The organism is Dactylosporangium sp. NPDC006015, from assembly GCF_040614215.1.
GTDB lineage: Bacteria > Actinomycetota > Actinomycetes > Mycobacteriales > Micromonosporaceae > Dactylosporangium > Dactylosporangium maewongense.
In genome coordinates, this window is sequence record NZ_JBEXUD010000046.1 from 56,101 (window position 1) to 81,565 (window position 25,465).

Consider the following 25,465-nt stretch of genomic DNA (forward strand, 5'->3'; position numbering starts at 1 on the left):
GCACGCAGGGTAGCCGCCCCGTCGTGACGATCGCGTCCGGTGGCCGGCCGGGAGAACGTCCTTCCAATACCTCATCGCCCTCGGCCTTGTCAGGTCCGGAAGCGGCCTGTGACGGGAAACCGACTCGCCGTATCTGGCGCTGCCGCACATCCGTCCTTCGACCGCTGATTGCCCATCGGAGGAGGAGCGCAATGCATCCGTCCCTGCCCGACTACCAGAAGCTGTTCGGAGATCTGGACTTCCGCGGCAGCGATGCGTCGCGGTCCGTGTACTCGCCGGCCGCGTACCTCGCCGACCTGCTGCAGCTCCTCACCGGCAGCGACCTGCCAGGGCGGCGGCCGGACCTGCGCGACGTGCGGCTCGACGGCGCGAACAGCTACACCGAGGTGCCGTACCTCGACATCGTCAACGGGATCCTCGCCGACGAGCTCGACCCCGACGGCGGCGCCCACGACGCGCTCGCCGGGCTGCGCCACCCGTTCGGGCTGCCGTTCTCGCTGCGGCACGAGCGGCTGCGGCGGCTCCTGCACCACCTCGGCACCACCCCGCTGGAGCTGTACCGCCGGTTCGCGGTGGACGAGCAGCCCGACGTCGTCGTCCGCGAGTACCTGGGACTCAACCAGGACGAGGCCGACCTGTACTCCACCGTGCTGGACGACGCCGCGGTGCTGGAATGCTACGGGCTGCGCGACGGCGAGACGTTCACCGACCTGGCCGCCGTCGACCGGTTCCGCCAGGCCGTCGGCCTGACCCACGAGGAACTCCTCGCCCTGCTGCACGGCGACCTCGCCGAGGCGGAACGCGCGGAGGCCAACCGGTGCTTCATCCACCATGACGACGAGGTCGTCACCCTCGACACCGACGAGCGCCGGCTGGTCCGCGCCGGCAGCAAGCCCGTCCCCGTCACCTGGTTCGAGCGCGTCAACCGGTTCGTCCGGCTGGCCCGGCGCGCCGGCCTGCGGTTCCAGGACCTCGACCTGGTGCTGCGGTCCTGCTGCGGCAACGTCCTCGACGCGACCGCGCTGCGCCGCATCGCCACCCTGCGCTTCCTGCAGCAGGGCTACGACCTGCCGCTGGACGTCGTCGTCGCGCTCGTCGCGCCGGTGAACGCGCTCGGCGTCGGTGACGGCGACACCCCGCTGGACCTGTTCAACCGCGTCTTCAACGTGCCGTTCGTCGCCACCGAACGCACCGTGCTGCGCGGCGCCGCGCACCTGCCCGCCGCCTACGCGGGCCTGCCGGAGCTCGCCGCCCCGCACGACCTGCTGGAGAAGAAGCCGACGTACCGGCAGCGGACCGGGGTCGCCGACGCCGACGTGCAGACGATCGTCACCCGCTACCGGGACCGGTCGGCCGACGGTGTGTCCGGCCCGCTGGACCGAGGCCGTGCCGGCGTCGGCGCGCTGACCCTGCTGTACCGCGTCGGGCAGCTGACCACCGCGCTGAACGTGACCGCCGAGGAGCTGTTCGACATCCTGGACGCGCTGCAGAGCGACCCGTCGCTGCGCCGCCACCCCGCCTTCCCGGTCCTGCTGAGCCCCGCCGAGCCCGTTTCCGCCGACGTGTACGACATCCTGGCCGGCACGGACGTCGAGGCCGGGCTGTGGCTGCTGCAGACCCTGCTCGGCGTGGTGCGCTGGGCGCAGGCGACCGGCCTGGACAGCCGCGGGCTGCTCGAGGTCCTCGGCGTCGGCCCCGAGCGGCGCGGCCCGGCCGCCGACGAGGAGCGCGCCGCCCTGCTCGACGCCCTGCGCGCGCAGTTCGAGACCGTCCAGCTCACCCCGGACGCGTTCCGCTCGGCCCGCTTCGGGCCGCGCGCGGCACAGGTGATCCACGACGTCGTGGCCGGAGCCGAGGACGTCGGCTCGCCGGTGCTGCGCCTCACGCCGGGCGTCCGGGACGCCGCCTACGCCGCCGTCACCGACCTCGGCCGGGTGACCGCCGACGACTTCCGCGGCATCGGCCTCGACGAACGGTTCGCCACGAAGATCCACACGAACCTGGTCCTGCGCGGGTACCTCGACCCGTCCGGCACCCTCGACGCCGCCACGCTCCCCGAGACACCGGAGGAGCTGTGGCTCACCGGGGACTTCGGCGCGTACCGCGACGCGATCGCCGCCGACCTCGCCGCGGCGGTGGACCGCGCCGGCGAGGACGAGCCCGCCGCGTTCTACCCGTCCGACCTCGCCAGGTACTCGGAGCTGACCGCCGCCGAGCAGGCGGAGCTGTACGACAACCTGGTCTTCAACGGGCGGATCGACGCTGAGGGCCGGATCCTGGCGTCCGACGACGACGCCGTGGACCCGGTGGACGCCGACCTCGCCGACCTGGTCTGGCCCGTGTACGAGCGGCTCCTCGAGGTCGCCGACCGGTTCCCGGGCGCCTGGATCACCCTCGACCCGGCGGTGTTCGCCGACGTGCCGCTGACCGACCAGCAGCGGGCCGCGCTCCTGGAGAGCCTGCGGTTCAACGGCTACCTCGACGACGAGGGCGCCTACACCGACCCGGTCGCCGCGCTCGGCCTGACCCTGCCCGAGCTCACCCTGGACGTGGCGTTCCACCCGCACCGGCGGCAGATCCTCGACGCGATCCAGGGCCAGCTGACGGCCGCGCTGACGGCGATGAACACCCTGACCCCCGACGACTTCCGCGACCTCGGCGACGACGCCGCCGCGCAGCGCGTCGCGGGTGTGCTCGACGCCGGGCTGCTCGTCGACGGGCGGATCCCGGACGACGCCGTGCCCGGCCTGACCGACCCCGCGGCCGTGCTCACCCTCGCCGGGTTCACCGAGGCGGAGAACCTGCTCGTGCTGCAGCGCCTCGTCGAGGCCATCCGCGACGGCGCGCCGTTCCGGGTGGACGTCGCCGCCGTCGACGCGCTCGGGTTCACCGCCCAGGAACGCGACGACCTGCTGCGGGTGCTCGTGGAGGCGGGCGACCTCACGCCCGGGCTGACCGTGCCCGCCGACCGGCTGAACTGGTTCGGGCACGTCCACCACGCGCTGGACTTCGCGCTGCCGGGCCTCACCGACTACAGCCGCGACGTGTTCTTCCTCCTGCACGCCGTGGCCGTGACCGTCGACGCCGCCGCCGACGAGGTCGTCGCGGTGCTCACCGCCCGCGAGGCGGCCCAGCGCGCGGCGGTGTTCGCGACCCTGCAGGACGCGCTCGGCGTCCCCGCCGCGACCGCCGAGGCGATCTGCGCCGCGGTCGTCGGAGGCGCCGCCGAGACCCTCGACCTGCTCGTCGCGCCCGCCCTGGACGACCCGTTCGCGGCCGCGGCGGACCCGGACGTGCGCCGCGCGGTGCGCCGCATCCGCGGCTTCGCCGCGCTCGCCGCGCGGCTCGGGCTCGGCGCCGACGAGGTCGCCGTCGCCTTCCAGGACCAGGACCTGACCGGCAAGTTCGCCGAACCGCTGACCCTGCCGCCCGGCGTCGACCGCATCGACGCGCTGCTGGAAAGCCCCGACGGCGACGTGTACCTGTTCCGCGGGCGCGGCTTCTGGCGGTACGAGCCGGGCGCGGACACCCCGGCCGACCCGCGGCCGCGGGCGCTGACCGAGCTGTCGGACCGCTTCGGCGGGCTCGCCTCCGTCGACGCGGCGTTCACCGACGCCGACGGCACCGCGTGGATCGTCGGCCGCGACGACGCCGGCACCTCCCGCACGTTCGTCCGGCCGCTGGAGCACACCCGGTGGACGCCGCGGACGCAGGCGTGGGGCACGGTCCGCAACGCGTTCAGCGACGGCACCCGCATCGACGCGGCGTTCGTCGACGAGGAGGGCCGCACGTACCTGTTCCGCGGCGACCAGTACGTGCGCTACTCCGGCCCCGGCTACGCCGCCGTGGACGAGGGCTACCCGCGCCGGCTCGGCGAGTGGTGGGAGGGCGAGCAGCGTCGGCCCGGCGACGCGCCGCTGCCGCCGAGGTTCCGTTCGGCGCTGGACGCGGCGTTCCTCGGCCACGACGGCGTCACGTACCTGTTCTCCGGCGACCAGTTCGTCGCGTTGGGCGGCCCGGCCGACCGCTCCGCCGCGGAGCGGCCGATCGCCGGCACGTGGGGGACCGTCGTCAACAACCTCGCGACCGCGGACCGGGTCGACGCCGCGTACGTCGACGGCTCCGCGCTGTACGTGTTCTCCGGCGACCAGGTCGTGCGGCACAGCGACAGCGTCGAGAACGACGGCCTGCGCGCCGACGACGGCTACCCGCGCCGGATCGCCGCCCACTTCGACAACGCCGTCCCGGCGGTGTTCGAGCCCGGCGTCGACGCCGCGCTCGCCGAGCCGGGCGGCGGCGTCATCCACCTCTTCCGCAACGGCAAGACGGCCGCGGTCGGCGCACCCGACGCGAGCGTCGTGCCGACCGCGCAGCGCTGGGGCGTGCTCGGCCCGGTCCTGCCCAGCGGCACCGTCGACGCCGCCCTCCTCGGCCTCGACGGCCGGACCTACCTGTTCAGCGGCGGCCAGTACCTGCGGTACACCGGCGCCGACTACACCACGGTCGACCCCGGGCACCCCCGCGCGATCCCCGACGACTGGGGCGGCCTGTGCCGGGTCGACGCCGCGTTCGTCATGGACGGCGCCACGTACGTCTTCGGCACCGGCGGGAAACTGTTCGACCTGCCGCTGGACGAAGGCCCGCGGACCGCGTGGTCCCGGGACCGGCTCGCCCCCGTGCACCGCGCCGACCTGGATGAGGGCCGGCTGCCGGGCGCGCTGCGCGACCGGCTCGCCGAGCACGGCATTCCCGTCGCCTCCGACGCCGCAGTGTCCAACGCCGGGACCGCCACGGGCGCGCAGTGGCGGCTGACCGCCACCGACGGGCTGAGCCTCACGCTGCGCAAGGCGGGGCGGCGCCTGCAGGTGCACGTGACGCCCGACAGCGAGGACCCGTCGCGCCCGTACTGGGAGGAGGTCCGCCCGCGGACGTTCTTCGTGAAGTACTCGACCCGCGACTACACCACCCCCGACGCCGGCTACCCGCGGCCGATGACCGAGAACTGGTGGAACCTGCCCGACGACCTGATCGGCGGCGAAGCGGAGGCCCCGTTCGCCCGCGTCGACGCGGTCTTCACCGCCGCCGACGGGCGCATCCACCTTTTCGCAGGCGGCCAGTTCGTGGTCTTCGACGCCAAGCGCCGCTGGTGGTCGGCGCCGAGGCCGATCGCCGACGGCTGGGACAGCCTGCCGTTCGGGCACGTCGACGCCGCGTTCGTCGGCGCCGACGGGCGCACGTACGTGTTCAGCGGCCCGCAGTACGTGCGCTACACCGACACGTACACCCGCGTCGACGACCGGTTCCCGGCGCGGATCACGTCGATGTGGGGGACCGTCGCCAACACGATCGCCCGGACCGGGCGGGTCGACGCGGCGCTCGTCGTGCAGCGCCCCGCCACCGACGACCTTACCGCTGAGGCGCCGCTCACCGACGGCTCCCTCGACACCCCGGACCTGCCCGTGGACGGGCGCATGGTGCGGCGCACGTACCTGTTCTCCGGCGGCCAGTACGTCCGCTACACCGACACCGCCGGCGGCACCCGGCCGGCGACCGTCGACCTCGGCTACCCGCGGCAACTCGCCGCGCTGCGCGAGGAGCCCGGCTTCGAGCACCTCGCCGCCGACCTCACGCGGGTCGACGCCGCCTTCGCCGACCGCGGCAACGTCTACCTGTACAGCGGCCGCGACTGCCACGTCGTCTCCCTCGACGTCCACCGCCGCCTCACCGACGTCGCCCGCGCCGACGTCGCCTGCGCGCTCGTCGAGGACGGCACGGTCTACCTGGAGCACCCGGAGGGCTGGCACCGCTACAGCTCCCTGGAGGGCACCACCGTCGCGTCGGAGCCGGCGTTGCCGCGCGGGCTGCGGACCGTGCCCGCCGAGTACCGGACCGGGCTCGACGCGGTCCTCGCCGGCACCGACGGCACCACCTACCTGTTCAAGGGCGCGACCTGCTACAACACCACCCTCGACCGGGCCTACCCGCTGGCCGAGGAGTGGGGCCGGCCGCGGAACACGATCTACCACGACAACGCCGTCGACACGGCGTTCGTCGCCGCCAACGGCAAGACCTACGTGTTCAGCGGCGACCAGTTCGTCGTGTACGACGGCCCCGACTATCTGGAGGCGGAGGTCACGGCCGGCCCATTGCCGATCGCGGAGCACTTCGCCGGGCTGCGGCGCGTCGCCCTCGCCTACGTCCGCGACGGCGTCACCCACCTGTTCGAGCCGCCGGACAGCAGCGGCCTGATGCGCCTGGTCACGTACTCCGGCAAGGAGTACGACCAGCCCGACGACGCCGAACCCCGCTTCGTCGACGCCGAGTTCTGGGGTGTACCGCAGGCGTACCGGCCGGCCGGGTTCACCGCACCGGACGCGGTCCTGTTCACCGGCGACGCCACGCTGCTCCTGACCGGCGGCACCGTCGTGCAGTACGACGAGGTCGACCGCGTCTGGTCCGCGCCGCGGCCGCTGGACCGCATCTGGCGCGGCATCGGCGACGTCGAGGAGCTCACGACCGCGTTCACCGGCCGCGACGGCGCGACGTACTTCTTCTTCGCCCACGAGTTCGCCCGCTACCAGGGCCGCGCGTTCACCCCGCGGCAGCCGATCCAGGACCGCTGGGGCCGCACCCGCAACACGTTCCTGAACGGCAGCGGCGTCGACGCCGCCTTCGTCCACCAGAGTGCCGTGAGTGGCGCCGTGACTTACCTGTTCGCCGGCGAGCAGTACGTGCGCTACTCCACCTCCGACTACCGCTGGGTCGACCCGGGCTACCCGAGGCCGATCGCCGGCAACCTGAGCACCGAGGAGCCGTTCGCGGGCCTGCCGGCGGCCGTCGAGGACGAGCTGGTCGCACGGGCCGGCACCGGCGGCAGCGCCGTGCTCGACGCGGTCGTGGCCGGCGGCCGCAACACCTACCTGTTCGCCGGCAGGACCTGCCACGTCGTGTCCGCCGCGCCGGCCGCCGTCTACGACATCGGCGGGGACATCAGCGGGCTCGGGCAGGTGCGCAACACGATCGCCGACCGGCGGCGGGTCGACGCGGCGCTCGTCACCGCCGGCTACACGTACCTGTTCTCCGGCGACCAGTACGTGCGCTACACCGGCGCCGACTACACCCGCGTCGACGACGGCTACCCGCGCACCATCGCCGGGTCGCTCGCAGAGGAGCTGGATGTCGAGCGCCTGCCGGAGGAGTTCCACACCGGGATCGACGCGGCGATGCGCGCCCCCGACGGCTGGACCTACCTGTTCGCGGGCGGCGGGCAGAGCCTGCGGTTCCGGGACGGCACCGCCGAGGTGACCCCGATCGCCGGCGCGTGGGGCGCGGTCCGCAACGACCTCACCGCCGCCGGCGGCCCGCGCGCCGCGTTCGTCGCGCCGGGCGGCGAGCTGTACGCCTTCGCCGGCGGCCAGTACGTGCGTTACGCGCTGCCGCCGGTGCCCGCCGAAGGGGAGCCGGTGCCCGCCGCCACCGCGTACGCCACCGTGGACGACGGCTACCCGCGGCTGGTCCACGACGCGTGGGGCGCGCTGCCCACGGACTTCGAGGCGGCCATCGACGGCGCGTTCACGCTGCGCGGGCACACCTACCTGTGCAGCGGCGGCCAGTACGTGCGCTACGCCGCCGGCCGGTACGACACCGACGGGCCGGCGTCCCCGCAGGCGTTCGCGGACCGCTGGGCCGACGTCGCCGACTACCGGCTCGGCGACCTGCGGACCGTGACCCGCTTCGCCGCGCTGGTCCGCACCCACCGCGCCGGCGGCGTCGACCTCGCCGCCGCGCTCGCCCCGGCGGCCCGTCCGAGCACCGACCTCTACCGTTCTGTCGCCGACCTGTTCGGCTGGGACGTCGACGAGCTGCGCTGGTGCCGGCGCAACAGCCGGTTCCTCACCGACGGCGCGGACGACGAGGACCGGTTCGAGCTCGAGTTCCTCCTCGAGCTGGTGGAGCTGTTCGGGTTCGCCGGGCCGCTCGGCGCCGGGCCGTCGAAGCTGCGCGCCGACGTGTGGACAAGGCTGCACCCGGCCGCGGGCCGGCCCGCCGACGCCGCGCTCGACGCCGCGGCCGCGGCCCTGACCCTGCTCCTGGCCCGCAAGGTGGGCGCCGACCGGTGGCCGGCGCTGGCCCGCACGCTGCACGACGAGCTGAACCTGGCGCTGCGCGACGCGCTCGTCGGCGCCGTCCTCGCCCGTGACCCCGGCCCCGCCGCACACCCGCGGACCGCCCGCGACCTGTTCGAGCGCTACCTCATCGACGTCGAGATGGGGGAGAAGGGCATGACGTCGCGGGTGCGGGAGGCGATCGCCGCCGTGCAGCTGTACGTGCACCGCTACCTGCTGAACCTGGAGCCCGCCGATGGCGGCGAGGAGCAGCGGCTGCGGGTCAAGCAGTGGTGGACGTGGATGCGCAACTACCGGGTGTGGGAGGCCAACCGCAAGGTCTTCCTGTACCCGGAGAACTACCTGCGCCCCGAGCTGCGCGACACGAAGACCCCCGCGTTCGAGGCCCTGGAACGGGACCTGCTGCAGGGCGAGATCACCGCGCAGGGCGTCGAGCGGGCGTACAAGCGCTACCTCGACGAGTACACCGAGGTGTCCCGGCTCACGATCGCCGGCGGCTACGTCTACACCAAGGACCAGCTGCCGGACGGGCCGCGCCGGCTGGTGCTGTTCGGCCGGACGAAGACCGACCCGCGCCGCTACTACTTCCGGCGGGCCGAGTTCGGCAGCCGGGAGAAGCTGTCCGCGACGTGGGAGCCGTGGCAGCCGGTCGGCGTGCGCATCGACGCCGACCTGGTGCACCCCGTCCACGCGTTCGGCCGCGTCTTCGTCTTCTGGACCGTCGTCGAGCCCGTCGCCGACGACGACCCGGCCAGCGGCACCGTCGTCGCCCGCAGCGACGGCGCGGAGCAGCACGTGACGGCATCGGCGAAGTCGACCCGGGTCCGGATCGCCTACTCGTTCCAGAACCTCAACGGGGAGTGGGTGCCGGCCCAGGAGCTCGGCACCGGTCCCGCGGAGGCCGGGACGATCGGCGACGTGCAGCTGCTGGTGCTGCCGCGGATCAAGCCCGACACGGGCCGGATGTCGGTCGTCGTGTCGTGCACCTACACGGCCACCCCGCCGACCCCCGCGGGTGCGGAGACGCCGCCGGAGCCGAAGCCGGCCGCGGTGCTGTACGAGCTCAACCCCGAGCTGTACGCGGAGCGGATCCCGGTGCCGCCCAAGGCGGTCGCCGGCACCGGCACGACCCCGGCCGAGGTCGCGGCGTCGATCATCGCGTCCATCATGGCCGCCGCTGCCGCCGCCGCGGGCCTTCCGCTGCCGGCGGGGCCCGCCGCGGCCGACGCCGACACCGACGCGGCTCTCGCTGAGCTCGCCACCGCGGTGGCCGCCGCCGCGGCCGCCAAGGCCGCCACCGCCGACCGGGTCGCGCAGATCTTCCTCGACCAGGTCCAGCCGGCCGACGTGGTGCGCTTCGACGCGCCGACCGGCGCCGAGTCGTGGCCGTGGTTCAGCGTCGACCACAAGGGCGGCAGCTTCCTGTGCCGGCCGGTGACGATCGAGCAGGTCACCGTGGCCCCGGTGAAGCTGAGCACCACCGGGGTGCGCTTCCCGAGCTGGAGCGCGGTCGACGCCGCCGTCGAACTGCCCGGCGGCACGGCCACCACCCCCGGCACGCAACTGTTCTTCTCCACCGCCCGTAACCGGTCCGTGGTCGTCCCGCCGGCCGGGCGGATCCCGGGGGCGGTGCCGATCGGTGAGCAGTGGGGGCTGCCCCGCACCGTGCTGCCGGCCGCGAACAGTGCCGTCGACGCGGTCCTCGTCCGCGGCGAGCACACGTTCGTGTTCTCCGGCAGCCAGTACGTGCGGTTCACCGGCACCCCGTTCGGCAAGATCGACAAGGGGTACCCGCGGGCGATCCTCGGCAACACCGAGACGCTGCCGCAGTGGGACCGGGTCGACGTCGCGTTCACCCTGCCCGGCAACGTCGAGGTGTTCCTCAACCAGGCGCTGGAGCAGGTCGTCACCGTCACCGACGGAAAGCTCGGCACCCCGGCGAGCTGGAAGGACCACTGGGTCCGCAAGCACCTCGGCGGCCTGGACGCCGTCATGGTCACCGACACCTACGTGTTCCTGTTCGCCGGCGACCGGTACGCGCGCCTGGACCACACCAAGAAGCCGAACAAGGGCAACTGGTTCGACGCGCCGGACAAGGACTACCCGCGCCCGATCGCCGGCAACCCCGACAGGATCCCCACCGACGTCCGCGTCGACGCGGCGGTGTGGCGCAACGGCACCGCGTACTACTTCGACAACACCGACCACCGCTACGCCGAGGTGCCGGCCGCCGGCGCGCGAACGTACCGCGCGACCTACGCCGCGCCCAGCGCGATCGCCACGTCCCAGATCGTCGACGCGGCGTGGGTCGGCGGCGGCAAGCTGTACCTCACCCGCGCCGGCGAGTACGTGCGGTACACGCTGAACGCCGACAACACCGTCCCGGACTGCATCGACGACGGCTACCCGAAACCGCTGGCGGTGCCCGTCGACACCGTCCTGCGGCGCGGCGCCGACCTGTACGTGTTCAGCGGCCCGCTGTACACGAAGATGCCGGCCACGCAGGAGCCGTCGAAGATGCCGGGCTTCCGGCCGGTCGCCGGCGCGTGGGGCGAGCTGCCGGCGTTCGACTCGGCGCTGACCTCATCGACCGGGCTGTACATGTTCGTCGGCGACACGTACCTGCCGCACGACCAGACCCTCGAACCGCCGCGCCCGTACGAACGCACCGCGCTGCCGTTCGAGATCGTCCGGCTGACCACCGGCACCGCCTCGGACCTGAACCGCAAGCTGCTGTCCGGCGGGATGCCGGCGCTGCTCGACCTGAGCACCCAGGAGACGGACGAGGTCGCGTTCAGCACCGACCCGCTCGACGTCAAGGCGATCCGGGTCAAGCCGGAGCTGGTCGACCCCGACCGGCTGCCGTCCGGCTCGCACCTGGACTTCCGCAGCGCCAACGGCCTCTACTACTGGGAGATCTTCTTCCACGCGCCGCTGCTCATCGCGAACGCCCTCAACGGCGCGCAGCGCTTCGAGGACGCCCGCCGCTGGTACGAGTACATCTTCGACCCGACCCACCCGACGTCCTACTGGCGGTTCCTGCCGTTCCTGACCATCGACCCGGCGGCGCTCGCCGACAGCCTGACCGCCGAGTTCGTCGCGACCGGCGGCACCGGCCTGGACGTCGGTACCCTCGCACCGTCGCCGACGTCGACGAAGCTCGGGCCCGCGCTCGCACCGGTCGTGATCGCGCTGCGGACCCTGGCGCCGGCGGTTGCCGAGCACCGGGACCCGCGGACCGCGCAGGAGCTCGCCGCGCTCGGCACCGTCAAGGCGGCCGCGACGCACAAGCGGATCGCGGGCGCGCTGGCGGCGCTGCTGGCCGGCACGCCGACGGCCGCGCAGCGCGCCGCGGTCGCGGCGCTGGAGGAGCGGACCCTCATCGCAGCCGACCTCGGCGCCCTGTTCGAGGCCAACGGCGACGAGGAGGACCTGCTCAAGGCCTACCGGGAGGACCCGTTCGACCCGCACGCGATCGCCGCGCTGCGCCCGGTCGCCTACCGCCGCGCCGTCGTCATGGGCTACGTCGACAACCTGCTCGACTGGGCGGACATGCTGTTCCGGCAGTACACCCCGGAGAGCGTCGACGAGGCGCGGATGCTGTACGTGCTCGCCTACGACCTGCTCGGCGAGCGCCCCGAACGGCTCGGCGTCCGGCTCCTGCCGCAGGGCAAGAGCCTGGCCGAGCTCGGCACCGCGGACCTGACCGGCTACTTCAGCCGTGGCGGCGTGATGCTCGACGGCCCCGGCGAGGTGCACGCGGGCGTCGGCGACGCGTACTTCTCCATCCCCGAGAACAGCGTCTTCCTCGACTACTGGACCCGGGTCGAGGACCGGCTGCACAAGATCCGGCAGTCGCTGGACATCCTCGGCATCAGCCGGCCGCTGCCGCTGTTCGCGCCGCCGATCGACCCGATGGCGCTGGTGCAGGCCGTCGCGTCCGGGGCGGGCCTGGACCAGGTGACCGCGGCCGCCGCCGCCCAGCCGCCGCACTACCGGTTCGCCGCCGTCTACCGACGGGCCCAGGAGGTCGTCGACAAGCTCGGCCAGCTCGGCTCGGATCTGCTCAGCGTCCTGGAACGCGGCAGCGCGGAGGAGCTGAGCCTGCTGCAGAACCGGCAGGAGCACACCATCCTCACCATGTCCCTCGCGGTGAAGGAGGCGCAGGTCCGCATCGCCGAGGAGGGCGTCGCGGAGCTCACCGCCGGCCGGGTCGGCGCGCAGGAACGGGCCGCGCACTACGACGCGCTCATCGCCACGGGCATGACCGCGCTGGAACGGGCGCAGATCGCGACGATGTCCCTCGGCGCGACGATGCACATGTCCTCCAGCGTCCTGCAGATCGCCTCCGCCATCAGCCACGCGCTGCCGCAGATCAAGATGGGCCCGTTCATCATGGGCGCGGAGGCCGGCGGCGACCAGGCCGGCAGTTCGCTGGACAGCACGGCGCAGATCCTGCAGTCCCTCGGCGAGGGCTTCCAGGTGATCGGCGAGGTCCTCGGGGTGTCCGCGCAGTACGAGCGGATGTCGCAGGACTGGACGCTGCAGCTGGCCACCGCCCGCAACGATCTGGAGCAGCTGGAGCACCGCATCGCCACGGCCGACCAGCAGCTCAGCATCGCCCGGCGGGAGGCAGACATCCAGGCGCGGCAGCTGGAGCACTCCGACGCCGTCGCGACGTTCCTGCAGGACCGCTTCACCAACGCCGAGCTCTACGGCTGGATGGCCGCGCGACTGTCCGGCATGTACTTCCAGGCGTACAGCCTCGCCTACGACCTCGCGAAGGCGGCGGAGCGGGCCTACCAGTTCGAGCAGGGCGTGACCGACGAGTTCATCCGGCCGACGTACTGGGAGAGCCGGCGCAACGGCCTGCTCGCCGGGCAGAGCCTCGCGCTGGACCTGCAGCAGCTGGGCAAGGCGCAGCTCGACGGCGACGCGCGGCCACTGGAGATCACCCGCCAGGTGTCGCTGCTGGACACCGACCCGGTCGCGCTGCTGCGGCTGCGCACGGCCGGCAGCGCCGACTTCGCGCTGAGCGAGGCGCTCTTCGACCGGGACTTCCCGGGCCACTTCCGCCGGCAGATCCGCACGGTGACGGTGACCTTCCTGGACGCCGAGGGCCAGCCGGTCGGTGTCAACGCGACGCTGACCCAGCTGAGCAACAAGACCGTGCTGGCGCCGGACCCGGCCGCCGTCAAGCACCTGCTCGACCCGAAGGGCAGCCCGCCGGACGCGATCCGCGCCGACTGGCGGGCCAGCCAGCGCATCGCGCTGTCCCAGGTGGACTACGGCAAGGAGAACAACGGCCTGTTCGAGCTGCGCTACGACGACGAGCGTTACCTGCCGTTCGAGGGCACCGGAGCGGTGTCGACGTGGCGGCTGGAGCGCTCCGCCCACCGCGCCCCCGACGTGTACGACGTGCTGGTCACCGTGAAGTACACGGCCGAGTACGGCGGCGACCCGTTCGCCGCGGCGGTCAAGGGGATGCTCAAGCCCTTCACCGCCGCCCGGTTCTTCGACGTGGCGCGGGAGTTCCCCGAGCAGTGGGAGGACTTCGTCGGCAACGGCGCGTCCCGGCTCGTGCTGCCCTTCGCCACCGGCATGTTCCCCGACATGGCGGGCCGCCGGATCACCGGCATCGTGCCCGCGTACGAGCTGACCAACGGCACCCCCGCCCGCCTGGTCCTCAACGGCGATCCGAAGCTCACGCTCACCGAGGCGACGCTCCTGCCGACGCCCGGTCTCACCGTCCGCGACGACGGGCCGGGGTGGGCGTTCGCGCTCGACGGCGACAAGGCCGACCTCGGCAACGTCGGGCTCGTCCTGACCTACCAGGCCCGCGTCCAGTAAGGAGACTGCGATGACCAACCCAACCCGTTCGGGCTCGTCCGGGTACAACCCGAGCCGGCGGCAGCAGCCGGTGCCCCGGTACACCCCCCGGACCACGTCCAGCATGAGCACGACCACCAGGGTCGGGGGCAGCTACGGCTACAGCGGCTGGTACAGCCCGCCCATCACGGCCTCCTCCTCGTCCTCTTCGTCTTCGCGGTCGGCGTACGGGTACCGCCCGCGCCCGGCGGCCTCGTCCTCGACCTCGGTGTCCCGGTCGACGCCCGTGCGGTCGACCCCTGTGCGGTCGACGCCCGTGCAGTCGGCGTCGTCGCGGTCCACTTCGTCGCGCTCGACCTCGTCGCGGGCAACCCCGTCGCGGGCGACCGAGGTGTGGCGGCCGGTGGCGCGGACGACGACCGGGCGGTCCACCGCCTACACGCCGCCGCGGTCCACGCGGCTGCCGGACCGGTATCCGACGATCCGCGAGGCCGAGGCGTCGCGCTCGGCCCGTCCGACGAGCTCGACGCGCAACCCGGTCACGGTGTGGCGGCCGGTCAGCAGCACCACGAGGCCCGCGACGGTGCGCGACACGCCGGCGGACGCGGGTCCGCCGGTGGCCGCGCCGCAGCAGCCCTCGCCGGCGGCCCCGCCGCCGCCCGGCCCGCCGCCGCCGAAGTCGACGGTGAAGACCGGGTTCGCGTCGCGGGTCAAGGCCACGGGCGAGCCCGGCAAGACCAAGCACGGCGAGCTGCCGGTCAGCGACCCACGCGAGGTCATGCGGGAGCAAGCCGAGGTGATCAGGGACTTCCTGAAGTGGCATGAGGGCCTGCGCACCCCGGTCGCCGACGACATGGAGCTCGCCGCGCTGAAGAAGATCGGCGACGAGGCGGAGGCACTGCTCGGCAACAAGGGCCAGGCGCCCGACGAGGACCTGGTGGGCCAGGTCGCCCAGGCGTTCGCGACCACGATGGCGCTGAACGTCCGCCCGCTGCCGGAGAACGACGAGCTCGACATCGAGGAGGAGTTGAAGAGCGTCGCGGAGGAGAAGGCGAGGCAGCGTGCCGCCGAGGCCCCCAACGGTGAGCCGGAGCCGAAGGCGGCGGACGACGACTCGCCGAAGACCGAGGAGGAGCAGGTCAGGGTGCAGCTGGACGGCGTGAGCTCCGCGCCGGAGTTGGCGGCCAGCAAGCAATGGGCCGCGCGACTGATCGACGAAGGTAAGTACCACACCGCCTCGTACGTGATCGACCAGACCTACCGCGTCGTCCGCTACATGGGCATGGCGGAGAAGGCCGCGAAGCTCGACAACGCGGCCCGCACCGCGGAGCTGCGGCAGCCCGAGCTGGTCAACACGGCCGTGGGCGATCTGGTCGCGGGCAAGTTCGACAGCGTCCGCGCCGCGATCAAGGGGTTGAAGGACGACGCGTACCTGCCCTCCGACGAGGGACACCCGAAGTACAAGGCGCTCATCGGCGACGTGTTCGCCAGCCCCGCATTGAAGAGCCAGGCGACGCAAGCGCCGGACGTGTTCGCCGACCTGCTCGTCGGCGCGATCAAGCTGTCCAGGGTGAAGTCGGACGCGAGGGTCGTCGAGGTCACCGGGGCCGACGTGAAGGCGCTGCGCGACGCGCTGCCGCCGGAGGCCGCGCCGGCGGTGGCGGCGAACCTGCTCAAACGCCACTGGCGCAACCCGGTGGCCTTCGACCAGGACACCCTGAACTGGATGATCGCGAACATCGAGCCCAAGGCGTGGAACGACCCCGGAGACGGGCTCGCCGCGCGGGCGTACAACATGCTCTGGCACGCCGGGGACTATCCGGAGATGATCCGTCTCATCGACAAGGGCGTCAGCCCGAGGCTGCCCGCCAGCGACGGGTCGGACTCCGGCCGCAACCGCGAAGGGGTCTGGAGCGGCTTCGTCCAGCCGCTGGAGCACCTGCTCGGCAACTACGTCCGGCTCGCCGACCCGAAGATCTCGGCGACCGAGAAGATGACGGAGGACGAGCGCAAGAAGGTCGCCGGCGCCGCGGAACTGTTGAAGGTCCTTGGTGCGCGGAAGGACACCACGATCGTCACGACCTGGAAGGAGATCAAGGAGTGCCAGGTCATCACCGGGTTCGACAAGGCTCCGGGGACGATCTGGGGCTTCGAGGACGTGCGGCTGCCGTACGTCCAGGCCGCGCACGAGTCCGCGGAGGGCCAGCGGCCGCTGCGGATGATCGAGATCTGGGACGCGGTGGAGAAGGCGCTCAACGCCAGGGGCTACCCGGCGCTGCTGGCCAACCCCGACAAGGTCATCAATGACTGCCTCAAGGCCGGCGTCAAGAAGCTGCAGGAGGGCCTCAAGGAGAAGCCGCGGGAGTACTACGGCCGGGAGTCCGGCACGTTCGAGGCGCAGTTCCAAGAGCAGGCGAGGGCGTACCTGACGTTCCTCGCCAAGCAGACGCCCGAGGCGAAGCTCGCGATCGCCGACCTCAGCGGCAAGCGGCCGGACAAGTGGATGGGCGCCCTCGGGTGCAAGGCCGGCCTGTGGTGGGCCGCCGAGGCGCAGGAGCCGGTCTACTACGTCCTGGACGGCCTGAACGAACGCGACGCGATCGACTACAAGGCCTACAAGACGAAGAAGATCAACGAGCGGATGGCCGACCCGCTGAAGGTCCAGGCGTTCGGCGAGGTCATCACGCTGTCGGAGGTCCGCGAGATCCTGAACCACTGGGACGACAAGGATCAGAAGATGCGCACGTACGTGAAGTTCGTCGAGCGCGGCAAGATCCTGGACGGGGCCGAGCTGGGCAAGATCGACGGCTGGGTCAAGGAGATGAAGGAGGCCGACGCCACCACGAAGCGCATCATGGCGCGGACCGGCCCGTCGAAGGAGGCCCTCGAACCGAAGCTCAAGGGCCTGGACACGACCAACCCCAACCTCCGCGGCGAGGACGAGAGCACCCTCAAGCACGTCGTGCTGCAGGCCGACCTGGTGAAGATGGCCGCCAACGCGCAGTTCGAGCTGCTGTCCGGCGCCCTCGACAACTGCAAGGTCCTCTACGACTGCCTGCTGCTGCCGAAGGACTTCAAGGACGGCTACCAGGAGATGCTCGGCCTGCCGGCGGACAAGCGGTTGTTGGCGGCGGCGGCACTCAAGGACAACTACCTCACCCCGGACAAGACGGCCGCCGCGCTCGTCAAACCGCTGCGCACCGCCGTCGACCGGTGGGCCGTCGCCGACCTGATCGTGTGACCGCCCCTCGTCGCCCAGGTCGGTGATCGTCTCGTCGCGATCGCCGACCTGGGCGACGGGGTGGTCAGATCGTGCGGCGCAGCGTGGTCTCCACGGCATCGATCAGCGGGTCGCCTGCGGTCCGCGGGTGCCGTGCGAGACCGAGCTCGACGTCCGGCAGGGTGGGCAGGGCGTCCGCGTCGTGGCAGGCCATGGCCGGCTCGAGGTTCGCGGGCATGAGCGCCGCGACGCCGAGCCCGGCCCGGAGCGCGGCGAGCACACCGATCAGGCTGTTGCTCTCGAACGCCACCCGCCAGCGCCGACCGGTGCGGTGCAGCGTGTCCACCACCGACGTGCGCCACGCGCACGTGTTCGAGAACAGCACCACCGGCAGCGGATCGGCGGCGACGTCCACCCCGTGGCCGACCGCCCAGACCAGCGGGCGGCGCACCGTCCAGTGGGGCGGCCCGGGAAGGTCCGGCACCTCGTCGAGCACGAGGTGGACGCGGCCCGCGTCGTACGCCTCCCGCATCGCGGCCGTGGAGACGCTGAGCACCTCCAGGGTCGCGCCGGGGTGCAGCCGGGCGAGGTCGGCGAGGGCCTGCGGCAGCTGGGAGGCCGCGAGGTCCTCGAGCAGCCCGACGCCGCAGTGGCCGGTGAGCGCGCGCGAGGTCTCGGTGAGTGCCTGCGCGGAGAGCGAGAGGATGCGCTCGGCGTACGGCAGCAGCTCCTCGCCCGCCCGGGTCGGCGAGACGCCGGACGGTGACCGGTGCAGCAACGGGCGGCCGACCACGCTCTCCAGCTTGCGCAGCTGCTGGCTGAGCGCGGGCTGGGTGTGCCCGAGCGCCGTGGCGGCGCGGCTGATGCTGCCCGCCCGCACGGCGGTGACGAACGACCGCAGCAAGACGATTTCGAGATCCCTTGCCATAAGCGTTCATTATGCCTGCCCCAACAGAATGAGGCGTTCCTATGGCGTACCGGATGACCTAGCGTCAGGTGAGTGACCGGATACCGGCAGGTGCTCGCCGTGCCAGGGATGGCCTCGTTGCTCGGCATCTCGCTGCTCGCCCGGACCGCGATCACCGCCGACGTAATGGCGCTGACGCTGTACGTCGTGCTGGGCCTGGACCTGAGCTACGCGGCGGCCGGTGGGGTCGCGGCGGCGCTGACCGCCGGGCTGGCCCTCGGCGGCCCGCTGCTCGGCCGCATGATCGACCGGCGGGGCGCGCGGGTCGTGCTGCTGGCCACCGCCGCCGTGCAGGTCGTGTTCTGGATGAGCGTGCCGGTCCTGCCGTACGGCGTCCTGCTGGGCGCCGCCTTCCCGGCGGGTCTGCTGATGGTGCCGGCCCAGTCGGTGACCCGGCAGGCGATCGCCGCGATGACGACGGCGGGGCAGCGCAGGGCCGCGTTCGCGCTGGAGTCGGTGCAGGGTGAGCTGTCGTACATCGTGGGCCCGTCGATCGTGATCCTCTGCGTGGCGCAGACGTCCCCCGACGTGGTGGCGTGGGGAGTCGGCGCCGCGATCGCGGCCGGCGGCGCCGGGATCGCCGTGCTCGATCCGCCGGTGCGGGCCGAGGGCGAGGCGGATGCCGCAGCGGCCGGACGCCCCCCGCGCCGGCAATGGCTGGGCGCCGCCATGATCGCCGTGCTGATCATGGCGGTCGGCACCACGACCCTGCTCAGCGGCGTCGATCTCGCCATCGTCGCCACGCTCACGGAAGCGGGCCAGGTGTCCTGGGCCGCCGGCGTCGTCGCCGTGTTCGGCGTGGCGTCCGTCGCCGGCGGGCTGATCTACGGCGCGCTGCCCCGCCCGCTGCCCACGTGGCTGCTGCTCGGCCTGCTCGGGCTCGTGACGATTCCCGCCGGGCTCGCCTCCGGCTGGCCCTCGCTGTGCGTGGCCGTCGTCGGCGCCGGGCTGCTCACCGCGCCGACCCTGTCCACGGTCGCCGACACGGTGAGCCGGCTGGCACCGGCCGGCGCGCGGGGCGAGGCGACCGGTCTGCAGTCCTCGGCGCAGAGCGCGGGCTTCGCGCTCGGCTCCCCGGTGGTCGGCGTGGCCGTCGACCTCTCCACTCCGGCAGGCGGCTTCGCGGCGGCGGGGCTGGCCGGCGTCGCCGCCGCCCTGACCGGATGGCTGCTGTCCCGCCGCCCGCCGTCTCCGCCCAGCGACCCCGCCCGCGCCGAGGCACCGGACCTCGAACCGCAGGGACAGCGTCCCCGCTGACCTGCTCAGCGGCGCCGGCGGCGGGCGCGCTGGCGGCAGGTCGCCCCGCAGCAGCTCGGCCGCCGGCCGGTGACGTGAATGTGCAGCCGCGCGCCGCATTCGAGGCAGTGCCCCGTCTCGTGACGCCGGTCCGGAGCCGTGTCACGAAACCCGGCCTGGTTCGTGAGGGATCGCGCACGGGGGTACACCGGCAGCTGTTCCCACCACACGAACCCATGCAGGTCGTCGCGCTCGAGGACCTCGCCGACATCGCCGCCCTCGTGCGACAACCGCGGTCCCGCTCGAACCGGGCGGGTCCGCCGGCGGGTTCAGACGGTGATGGCCCGGAGGGTCTCCGCGATGATCTGGCGTGACCGGGTCCGCGCCGCGGCATCGGTCACCATGTCCTGGACCATGACCTCGGTCGCACCCGATGCCCGGATCACCGGTTCGAGCTGAGCCCGCAGGGTCGCCGGGGTCCCGGAGATCTGTGGCGGGACGACGCCGCCGACGATCGTGCTCGGCTGCGCCTTCGCCGAGGCGCTCAGCTCCGCCCGGGCCTGCTCGACGGTGGGGATGGGCCGGTCCCGTCCACCGGCCCGCAGTGCCCGCGCGGGCCAGGTCAGCCGGTGTGCCGACGCCTCGTCGTCGGCGGCGACGATGTTCAGCGCGAGCATCGGCTGCGCAGCACCGGTGCCGAAGGGTGTCTTCGTGAAGCCTTCCCGGTAGTGGCGGAGCGCGCAGGCGGCCCGGCCGGGGTTGATGTGACCGCCGAAGGTGTAGCCGATGCCGAGTCGCGCGGCGAGGCCGGCGCTCGCGCCGGAGGAACCGAGCACCCAGACCTCGGGCACGCCGTCGATGCCGGCCGTGAGGTCGATCGCCGCGAAGGGGTGGGCGCAGTCGAATGCCTTGTGGAGGTATCCGATGATCTCGTGCACCTGGTCGGGGAAGTCGTCGGCCGGCTGGCTGCTCCGGTCACGGCGCAGCGCGTGGTCGATGAGGGGTGTGGCGGTGGAGCGGCCGAGCCCCAGGTCGATGCGGCCGGGCGCGAGCGACTCGAGCATCAGGAAGCGTTCGGCGACGCTGAAGGCGCTGTAGTGGTTGAGGAGGACGGCGCCAGAGCCGAGGCGGATCCGGGAGGTCCGCTGGGCGGCCGCCGCGATCAGCGCGGCCGGGTCCTGGGCGGCGTATCCCGTCACGTGGTGGTGCTCGGCGAACCAGAAGCGGTGAAAGCCGAGGTGTTCGGCCTCCTCGGCGGCGGCGAGGGCCCGGTCGAGGGCATCCCGCTTGCTGCCGCCGGGCGCGACCGGGGCCAGTTCGACGAGCGAAAATCTCACCGGATGCCTCCGGCGTGCAGGACGCCGCCGGTCCAGGAGGGGAAGCCGGCCGCGAGCACCGAGGCGACGTCGGCGGCGGCCGGGTCGATCTGCAGGCCGTTGTCGAGGGCGCGGCGGGCGGCGGCGGCCATGGCGGCGGGGTCGGGGCCGGCGTCCAGGAGGGTCTGCACGAAGGAGACGTGACCGCGGCGGATCAGCACGGGGATGCCGCCCATGGCGCGGACCTCGGGGACGAGGTCAGCGTCGGTGGTCTCGACGATCGGGGCGTCAGGGGTGAAGAACACCGCTGCCAGGGGGTTGGCGACGATCTGCGGGAACTCCCGCATGGCGGCCTGCGAGCCGGCCGGGGGACGCTCGGCGGGTGCCGTGGCGACCGCGCGCATCGCGAAGAAGAGATGCGCCAGGTCCGGGATCTCGGGCGCGCTCAGCAACGCCCGGCAGGCCGCCGTCTCGAGCTCGAACGCCTCATCCAGCGGCGCCGCCGCGCTCCGCGCCGCCACCTCCAGAACCGCGGCGAGCGCGCGCACCGGCGACCCCGCCGATCGGCGTCCCACCTCGTCGGCAAGGCCCGGCGGCTCCGCGGTCCCTCCGGGAACCTCGTAGCCGGGCCGCTCCCACCGCTGCACGAAGTGCCCGGCCTGCTGCGCCAGCACCCAGGCCCGCGCCGCGGCGACCACGTCGTCGGCCAGCTCGTCCACCAGGCCGGCGGCCAGCGCCTGCGCCGGGTGATACGCCGTGCCCGGCCCGACGATGTCCAGCACCGTCGCGGCGATCCCGAACATCCGCGTGGCCCGGACCGTCCCGCCACCGCCGGGAATGATGCCCATGCCGGTCTCGGCGAGTGCCCACACGACCGACGGGTCGTTCGGGCCGACCCGGTAGTGGCAGGCCAGCGCGAGTTCGAAGCCGCCGCCGAGGGCCGAGCCGTTGAGCGCGGCGGCGACCGGCCGCCCCAGGGTCTCCAGCCGGCGCGCCTGGTCGCGCAGCGGCGTCAGCAGGTTGTAGGTGCCGGCCGCCTCGTCCGGGGTGATCTCGCCGGGGACGAAGTCGGGGCCGGCGATGAACGAGCGCTTCGCCGAGGTGAGGATCACGCCGCGCAGCCGGCCGAGCTGCGAGGTGAGGTCGTCGAGGCAGGCGCCGAGCCCGTCGTGGTGGCGCTGGTTGAGCATGTTCGCGGTGCGGCCGGGGTCGTCGAGGGTCACGGTGACGACGCCGTCGGCGTCCCAGGACCAGCGCGCCGAACCAGATTGTTGGACATCCGTCATACGGTCAACATAGGCGATGGTATGACGGATATCCAACTGTAGGGTGGGGCTATGGCGCGGGAGGACGACGCGATGCCGGACATCGCCGACGTGACGATGGTCGACGTGCTGCGGGCGGTCGCCGACCCGATCCGCCTGCGCATCGTGCAGACGCTCGCCGACGGCCTGCCGCACGGCAAGTGCGGCACGCACTGGGACTTCGGCGTGCACAAGTCGACCATGACGCACCACTTCCGCACGCTGCGGGACGCTGGCCTGACCCGCACCGTCGTGGCCGGCCGCACGCACACCATCGAGCTACGCCGCGACGAGCTCGACGCCCGCTTCCCCGGTCTGATCGACGCCCTCACCGGGGCTCCGGCGCGATCGTCCGTCGGACTCGGCGGCTCTCCGGCCGACCAGCCGGGCCGCTGATCGAGCCCCCTGCCCGGCCGTGATGACAGTCCTCGGCCGGGCGCTCCGACGTATCGGGTAGCTGCCCTGATCGCGCGCAACCGGTCCGCAACGCCGGGCGAACCGTGGTGCGCCTCGCCTGTCCGACGGTTGGTGGAGCCGATCACCAGCCGTCCGACAGGAGCCGCCCATGTTGCCCGCAATCCGGCGTACGATCGCCGTCGCCATCGCGGCGACGTTCGCCTCGCTGGCCGTGGGGGCCGGTGTGCCCACGGTCGCGCAGGCCAGCGACCCGCTGTTCTCGTGCCGCTCGCGTGGACCCGAGTGCCGCCAGCCCGGCGGGCCGTCCGTGAGCCTGCCGGAGCCCGACGGCACCATGAGCCCGGCGGAGTTCATCGCCGCGTCCGTGCCGGGCGCCCAGCAGAGCCGTCGCGAGGACGGGGTGCCGGTGTCGGTGACGATCGCGCAGGCGATCCTCGAGTCCGGCTGGGGCAGGAGCGCGCTGTCCACTGTTGACAAGAACTTCTTCGGCATGAAGTGCAACGGGCAGGGCAAGTACGCCACCGGCTGCCGCAGCCACGCCACGAGCGAGTGCACCGCGGCCGGGGCGTGCTTCGGGACCACGGCGTCGTTCCGGGTGTACAGCAGTGCGGCGGACTCGTTCCGCGACCACGGCTACACGCTGGCCACGCTGCCGCGGTACAGCGTCGCCTTCCAGTACCGCAACGACCCGAACCGATTCGTGGCCGAGATGCACAAGGCCGGTTACGCGACCGACCCCGAGTACACGGTTAAGCTGACCGGCATCATGGCCAAGTACGGCCTGTACCAGTACGACCTGCCCTGAGGTCAGGCGGTCAGGTCGAGAAGGCCGGACCAGCCGCCCGCGTAGAACGTGTAGTAGGCGTGCCCGTCGCGCCCCGCCGTGTACGCCTCGGTGGTGCCGAAGCTCGGGTTGTACAGGACCGAGGGCGACCCCGCCATCGCGCCGCCCAGGCTGTTCCAGCCCGACCAGCCGCCCAGGTAGTAGATGTACCGCAGCTCGTCGGCCGGCGTGTGGACGTACACCTCCGTGGTGCCGGAGGTGCGGTTGTAGACGACGCCGGGGTCGGAGTCCACGGAGCCGCCGAGGTCGACCCAGGAGGACCAGCCGCTGAGGTAGTAGCGGTACTTCAGGGTGCCGTCGGCGGCGCGGGTGTATGCCTCGGTCGTGCCGTAGCGCGGGTTGTAGAGGATGCCGGGAGTGCCCTCGACGGTGCCGCCGAGGTTGATCCAGCCCGCCCAGCCGTTGAGGTAGTAGCGGTACGCCAGAGCCGCGCCGACCTTCGCGTAGACCTCGGTCGTGCCGTAGCGCGGGTTGTACAGCACCGCCGGGTCGGCCGCGGCCGGGCCGCCCAGGTCGATCCACGAGGACCAGCCGTTGAGGAAGTAGCGGTACGCGAGGTTGCCGCTCGCGAGCCGGGCGTACACCTCGGTCGTGCCGAAGCGCGGGTTGTACAGCACGGCCGGGGTGCCCGTGCCGTCGCCGCCGAGATCGATCCAGTCCGCCCAGCCGTTGTAGAAGTAACGGTAGGCGACGTGACCGTTGGCGAGGCGGGCGTACACCTCGGTGGTGCCGAAGCGCGGGTTGTAGAGCACCGCCGGGTCGGCCTGGGTGGTGCCGCCGAGGTCGGTCCAGCCGGACCACTCGCCGGACCGGTAGGCGTAGGCGAGCGAGCCGCCGGTGGTGCGGGCGTACACCTCGGTGGTGCCGAAGCGCGGGTTGAACAGGCTGACGGTCCGCGAGCCCGGGCGCGGCGGGTCGGCCTGGCGGACGTAGAGCAGGCGGTTGGCGGTGGACGCGGCGGCGTACGCCGGGTACGTCGACATGTCCAGGGCGCCGACGGTCGAGCTCTGCACGAGGGCGGCGCGGACCAGTTGCGGGCTGTAGTCCGGGTGCGCCTCGAGGATGAGCGCGGCGGCGCCGGCCACGTGCGGGGATGCCATCGAGGTGCCGTCGAGCCGGCGGGTCGCGCTGTTGTCGGTGTTCCAGGCGGACAGGATGCCCTCGCCCGGCGCGAAGAGATCGACGCAGGGGCCGTAGTCCGACCAGCGGACGGGGTGGTCGGAGGAGCTCGACGCGCCGACGACGATGGCCTCGGCGACGTCGCCGGGCGAGTTGTCGCAGGCGTTGAGCGGGTTGTCGTCGGCGTCGCCGTTGCCGGCGGCGACGGTCCAGGTGAGGCCGGAGTTGATGGAGCGGCGCACGGCGGCGGCGAGGATCTCGGTCTTCTCCCCGCCGAGGCTCATGTTCACCACCGCCGGGCGGGCCGCGTGGGCGGTCACCCAGTCGACGCCGGCGACGACCTCTGAGAGGTAGCCGTCTCCGCCGCAGTCCAGCACCCGCACGGCGACCAGGTTGATGCCCTTGGCCACGCCGTACGTGGTGCCGCCGATCGTGCTGGCGACGTGGGTGCCGTGCCCGTCGCAGTCGTTGGCGTTGGCCGGGTCGTTGCTGTTGCCGGCGTTCGCCGGGATCGGGTTGGGGTTGGTGGCCCGGTCGACGAAGTTCCGCCCGTAGCTCGCCCGGCCGCCGAACTGGGTGTGCGCGACGCGGATGCCGCTGTCGACGCTGTACGCGGTGACGTGGCTGGCGGTGTTGGGGTAGGTGTACACCGTGTCGGTGCCGCTGCGGTCGTCGATGCGACCCAGGCTCCACGGCGCGTCGGCCTGCGTCGCGGTGGCGTGCAGCAGGATGTTGCGCTCGACGCGGGCCACCCCGGCCGCGGCCGCGAGCCGCCGCGCGTCGGCCTCGTCGAGGCCGTCGATCGCGAAGCCGTGCACGGCCGCGCTGAACTGCTCCTGCACCTCGCCGCCGAACCGCCCGGCGAGGTCGGCGGCGGCAGCGGCGACGGCGGCCTGGGCCTGTCCGGCGCTCTGAATCCCTGGCTGCTGGTCCAGCAGCACCACGTAGCCGGCGGCGGCGCCGCTCGGCGCCTCGCCGTACACCACGCCCTCCGGCGGCGCCGCCGGGCCGGGGGCCAGCAACGCCGCGAAAGTGGCCAGAGCGAGGGTGCCGATCACGCGTCATCACCTCAGGTGCTCGTTTGACT

General features: G+C 73.0%; 11 protein-coding genes. 5 read left to right on the forward strand and 6 right to left on the reverse strand.

Going from position 1 to position 25,465, the window contains the following annotated elements; all coding sequences use genetic code 11:
- Positions 1-191 precede the first annotated feature (191 nt).
- Positions 192-13,976, forward strand: a complete 13,785-nt coding sequence (locus tag ABZ321_RS46880) for a hemopexin repeat-containing protein (protein WP_354902819.1) — start codon at positions 192-194, stop codon at positions 13,974-13,976.
- 138 nt (positions 13,977-14,114) lie between these two features.
- Here the strand turns inward: ABZ321_RS46880 and ABZ321_RS46885 are convergent, their stop codons facing one another.
- Both ABZ321_RS46885 and ABZ321_RS46890 read right to left on the reverse strand, forming a co-directional pair.
- Positions 14,115-14,387 (reverse strand): hypothetical protein, encoded by a 273-nt coding sequence (locus ABZ321_RS46885; protein WP_354902822.1) that lies wholly within the window; start codon positions 14,385-14,387, stop codon positions 14,115-14,117.
- A 3-nt stretch (positions 14,388-14,390) separates the two neighbouring features.
- A complete protein-coding gene (locus ABZ321_RS46890; RefSeq protein WP_354902824.1) occupies positions 14,391-14,669 on the reverse strand; it encodes a hypothetical protein in 279 nt (92 codons plus the stop codon).
- On the opposite strand from ABZ321_RS46890, the gene ABZ321_RS46895 reads away from it, so the two are divergent.
- Positions 14,641-17,196, forward strand: a complete 2,556-nt coding sequence (locus tag ABZ321_RS46895; RefSeq protein WP_354902826.1) for a hypothetical protein — start codon at positions 14,641-14,643, stop codon at positions 17,194-17,196. The two genes, ABZ321_RS46890 and ABZ321_RS46895, sit on opposite strands and share 29 nt — an antisense overlap.
- Positions 17,197-17,260: 64 nt before the next feature.
- Here ABZ321_RS46895 and ABZ321_RS46900 read toward each other — a convergent pair whose 3' ends face one another.
- Positions 17,261-18,103: a LysR family transcriptional regulator gene (locus ABZ321_RS46900; RefSeq protein WP_354902828.1), complete on the reverse strand. Its 843-nt coding sequence runs from the start codon at positions 18,101-18,103 to the stop codon at positions 17,261-17,263.
- A gap of 72 nt (positions 18,104-18,175) precedes the next feature.
- Here ABZ321_RS46900 and ABZ321_RS46905 point away from each other — a divergent pair, with 72 nt between their 5' ends.
- Positions 18,176-19,399 (forward strand): MFS transporter, encoded by a 1,224-nt coding sequence (locus ABZ321_RS46905; RefSeq protein ID WP_354902830.1) that lies wholly within the window; start codon positions 18,176-18,178, stop codon positions 19,397-19,399.
- Between the two features lie 308 nt (positions 19,400-19,707).
- Here the strand turns inward: ABZ321_RS46905 and ABZ321_RS46910 are convergent, their stop codons facing one another.
- Both ABZ321_RS46910 and ABZ321_RS46915 read right to left on the reverse strand, forming a co-directional pair.
- The gene (locus ABZ321_RS46910; protein ID WP_354902833.1) at positions 19,708-20,715 is read right to left on the reverse strand and encodes an MsnO8 family LLM class oxidoreductase; all 1,008 of its coding nucleotides are present in this window, start codon (positions 20,713-20,715) and stop codon (positions 19,708-19,710) included.
- Complete coding sequence (locus tag ABZ321_RS46915; RefSeq protein ID WP_354902835.1) at positions 20,712-21,980, reverse strand: enoyl-CoA hydratase/isomerase family protein; 1,269 nt, start codon at positions 21,978-21,980, stop codon at positions 20,712-20,714. The genes ABZ321_RS46910 and ABZ321_RS46915 overlap by 4 nt, the downstream gene beginning before the upstream one ends.
- 51 nt (positions 21,981-22,031) lie before the next feature.
- On the opposite strand from ABZ321_RS46915, the gene ABZ321_RS46920 reads away from it, so the two are divergent.
- Both ABZ321_RS46920 and gsmA read left to right on the forward strand, forming a co-directional pair.
- Entirely contained in the window at positions 22,032-22,394 is a 363-nt protein-coding gene (locus tag ABZ321_RS46920; RefSeq protein ID WP_354902837.1) for a helix-turn-helix transcriptional regulator, read from the forward strand.
- A 169-nt stretch (positions 22,395-22,563) separates the two neighbouring features.
- Positions 22,564-23,220, forward strand: a complete 657-nt coding sequence (gene gsmA / locus ABZ321_RS46925) for a sporangiospore maturation cell wall hydrolase GsmA (protein ID WP_344506425.1) — start codon at positions 22,564-22,566, stop codon at positions 23,218-23,220.
- 2 nt (positions 23,221-23,222) lie between these two features.
- On the opposite strand, the gene ABZ321_RS46930 is transcribed toward gsmA, so the two are convergent.
- Complete coding sequence (locus ABZ321_RS46930; RefSeq protein ID WP_354902839.1) at positions 23,223-25,436, reverse strand: S8 family serine peptidase; 2,214 nt, start codon at positions 25,434-25,436, stop codon at positions 23,223-23,225.
- Positions 25,437-25,465 lie beyond the last annotated feature (29 nt).

Coding starts and splice junctions, on each gene's coding strand:
- ABZ321_RS46915 (WP_354902835.1), bottom strand. CDS start 21,980: ATGACGGATGTCCAACAATCTGGTTCGGCGCGCTGGTCCTGGGACGCC.
- ABZ321_RS46920 (WP_354902837.1), top strand. CDS start 22,032: ATGGCGCGGGAGGACGACGCGATGCCGGACATCGCCGACGTGACGATG.
- ABZ321_RS46900 (WP_354902828.1), bottom strand. CDS start 18,103: ATGGCAAGGGATCTCGAAATCGTCTTGCTGCGGTCGTTCGTCACCGCC.
- gsmA (WP_344506425.1), top strand. CDS start 22,564: ATGTTGCCCGCAATCCGGCGTACGATCGCCGTCGCCATCGCGGCGACG.
- ABZ321_RS46880 (WP_354902819.1), top strand. CDS start 192: ATGCATCCGTCCCTGCCCGACTACCAGAAGCTGTTCGGAGATCTGGAC.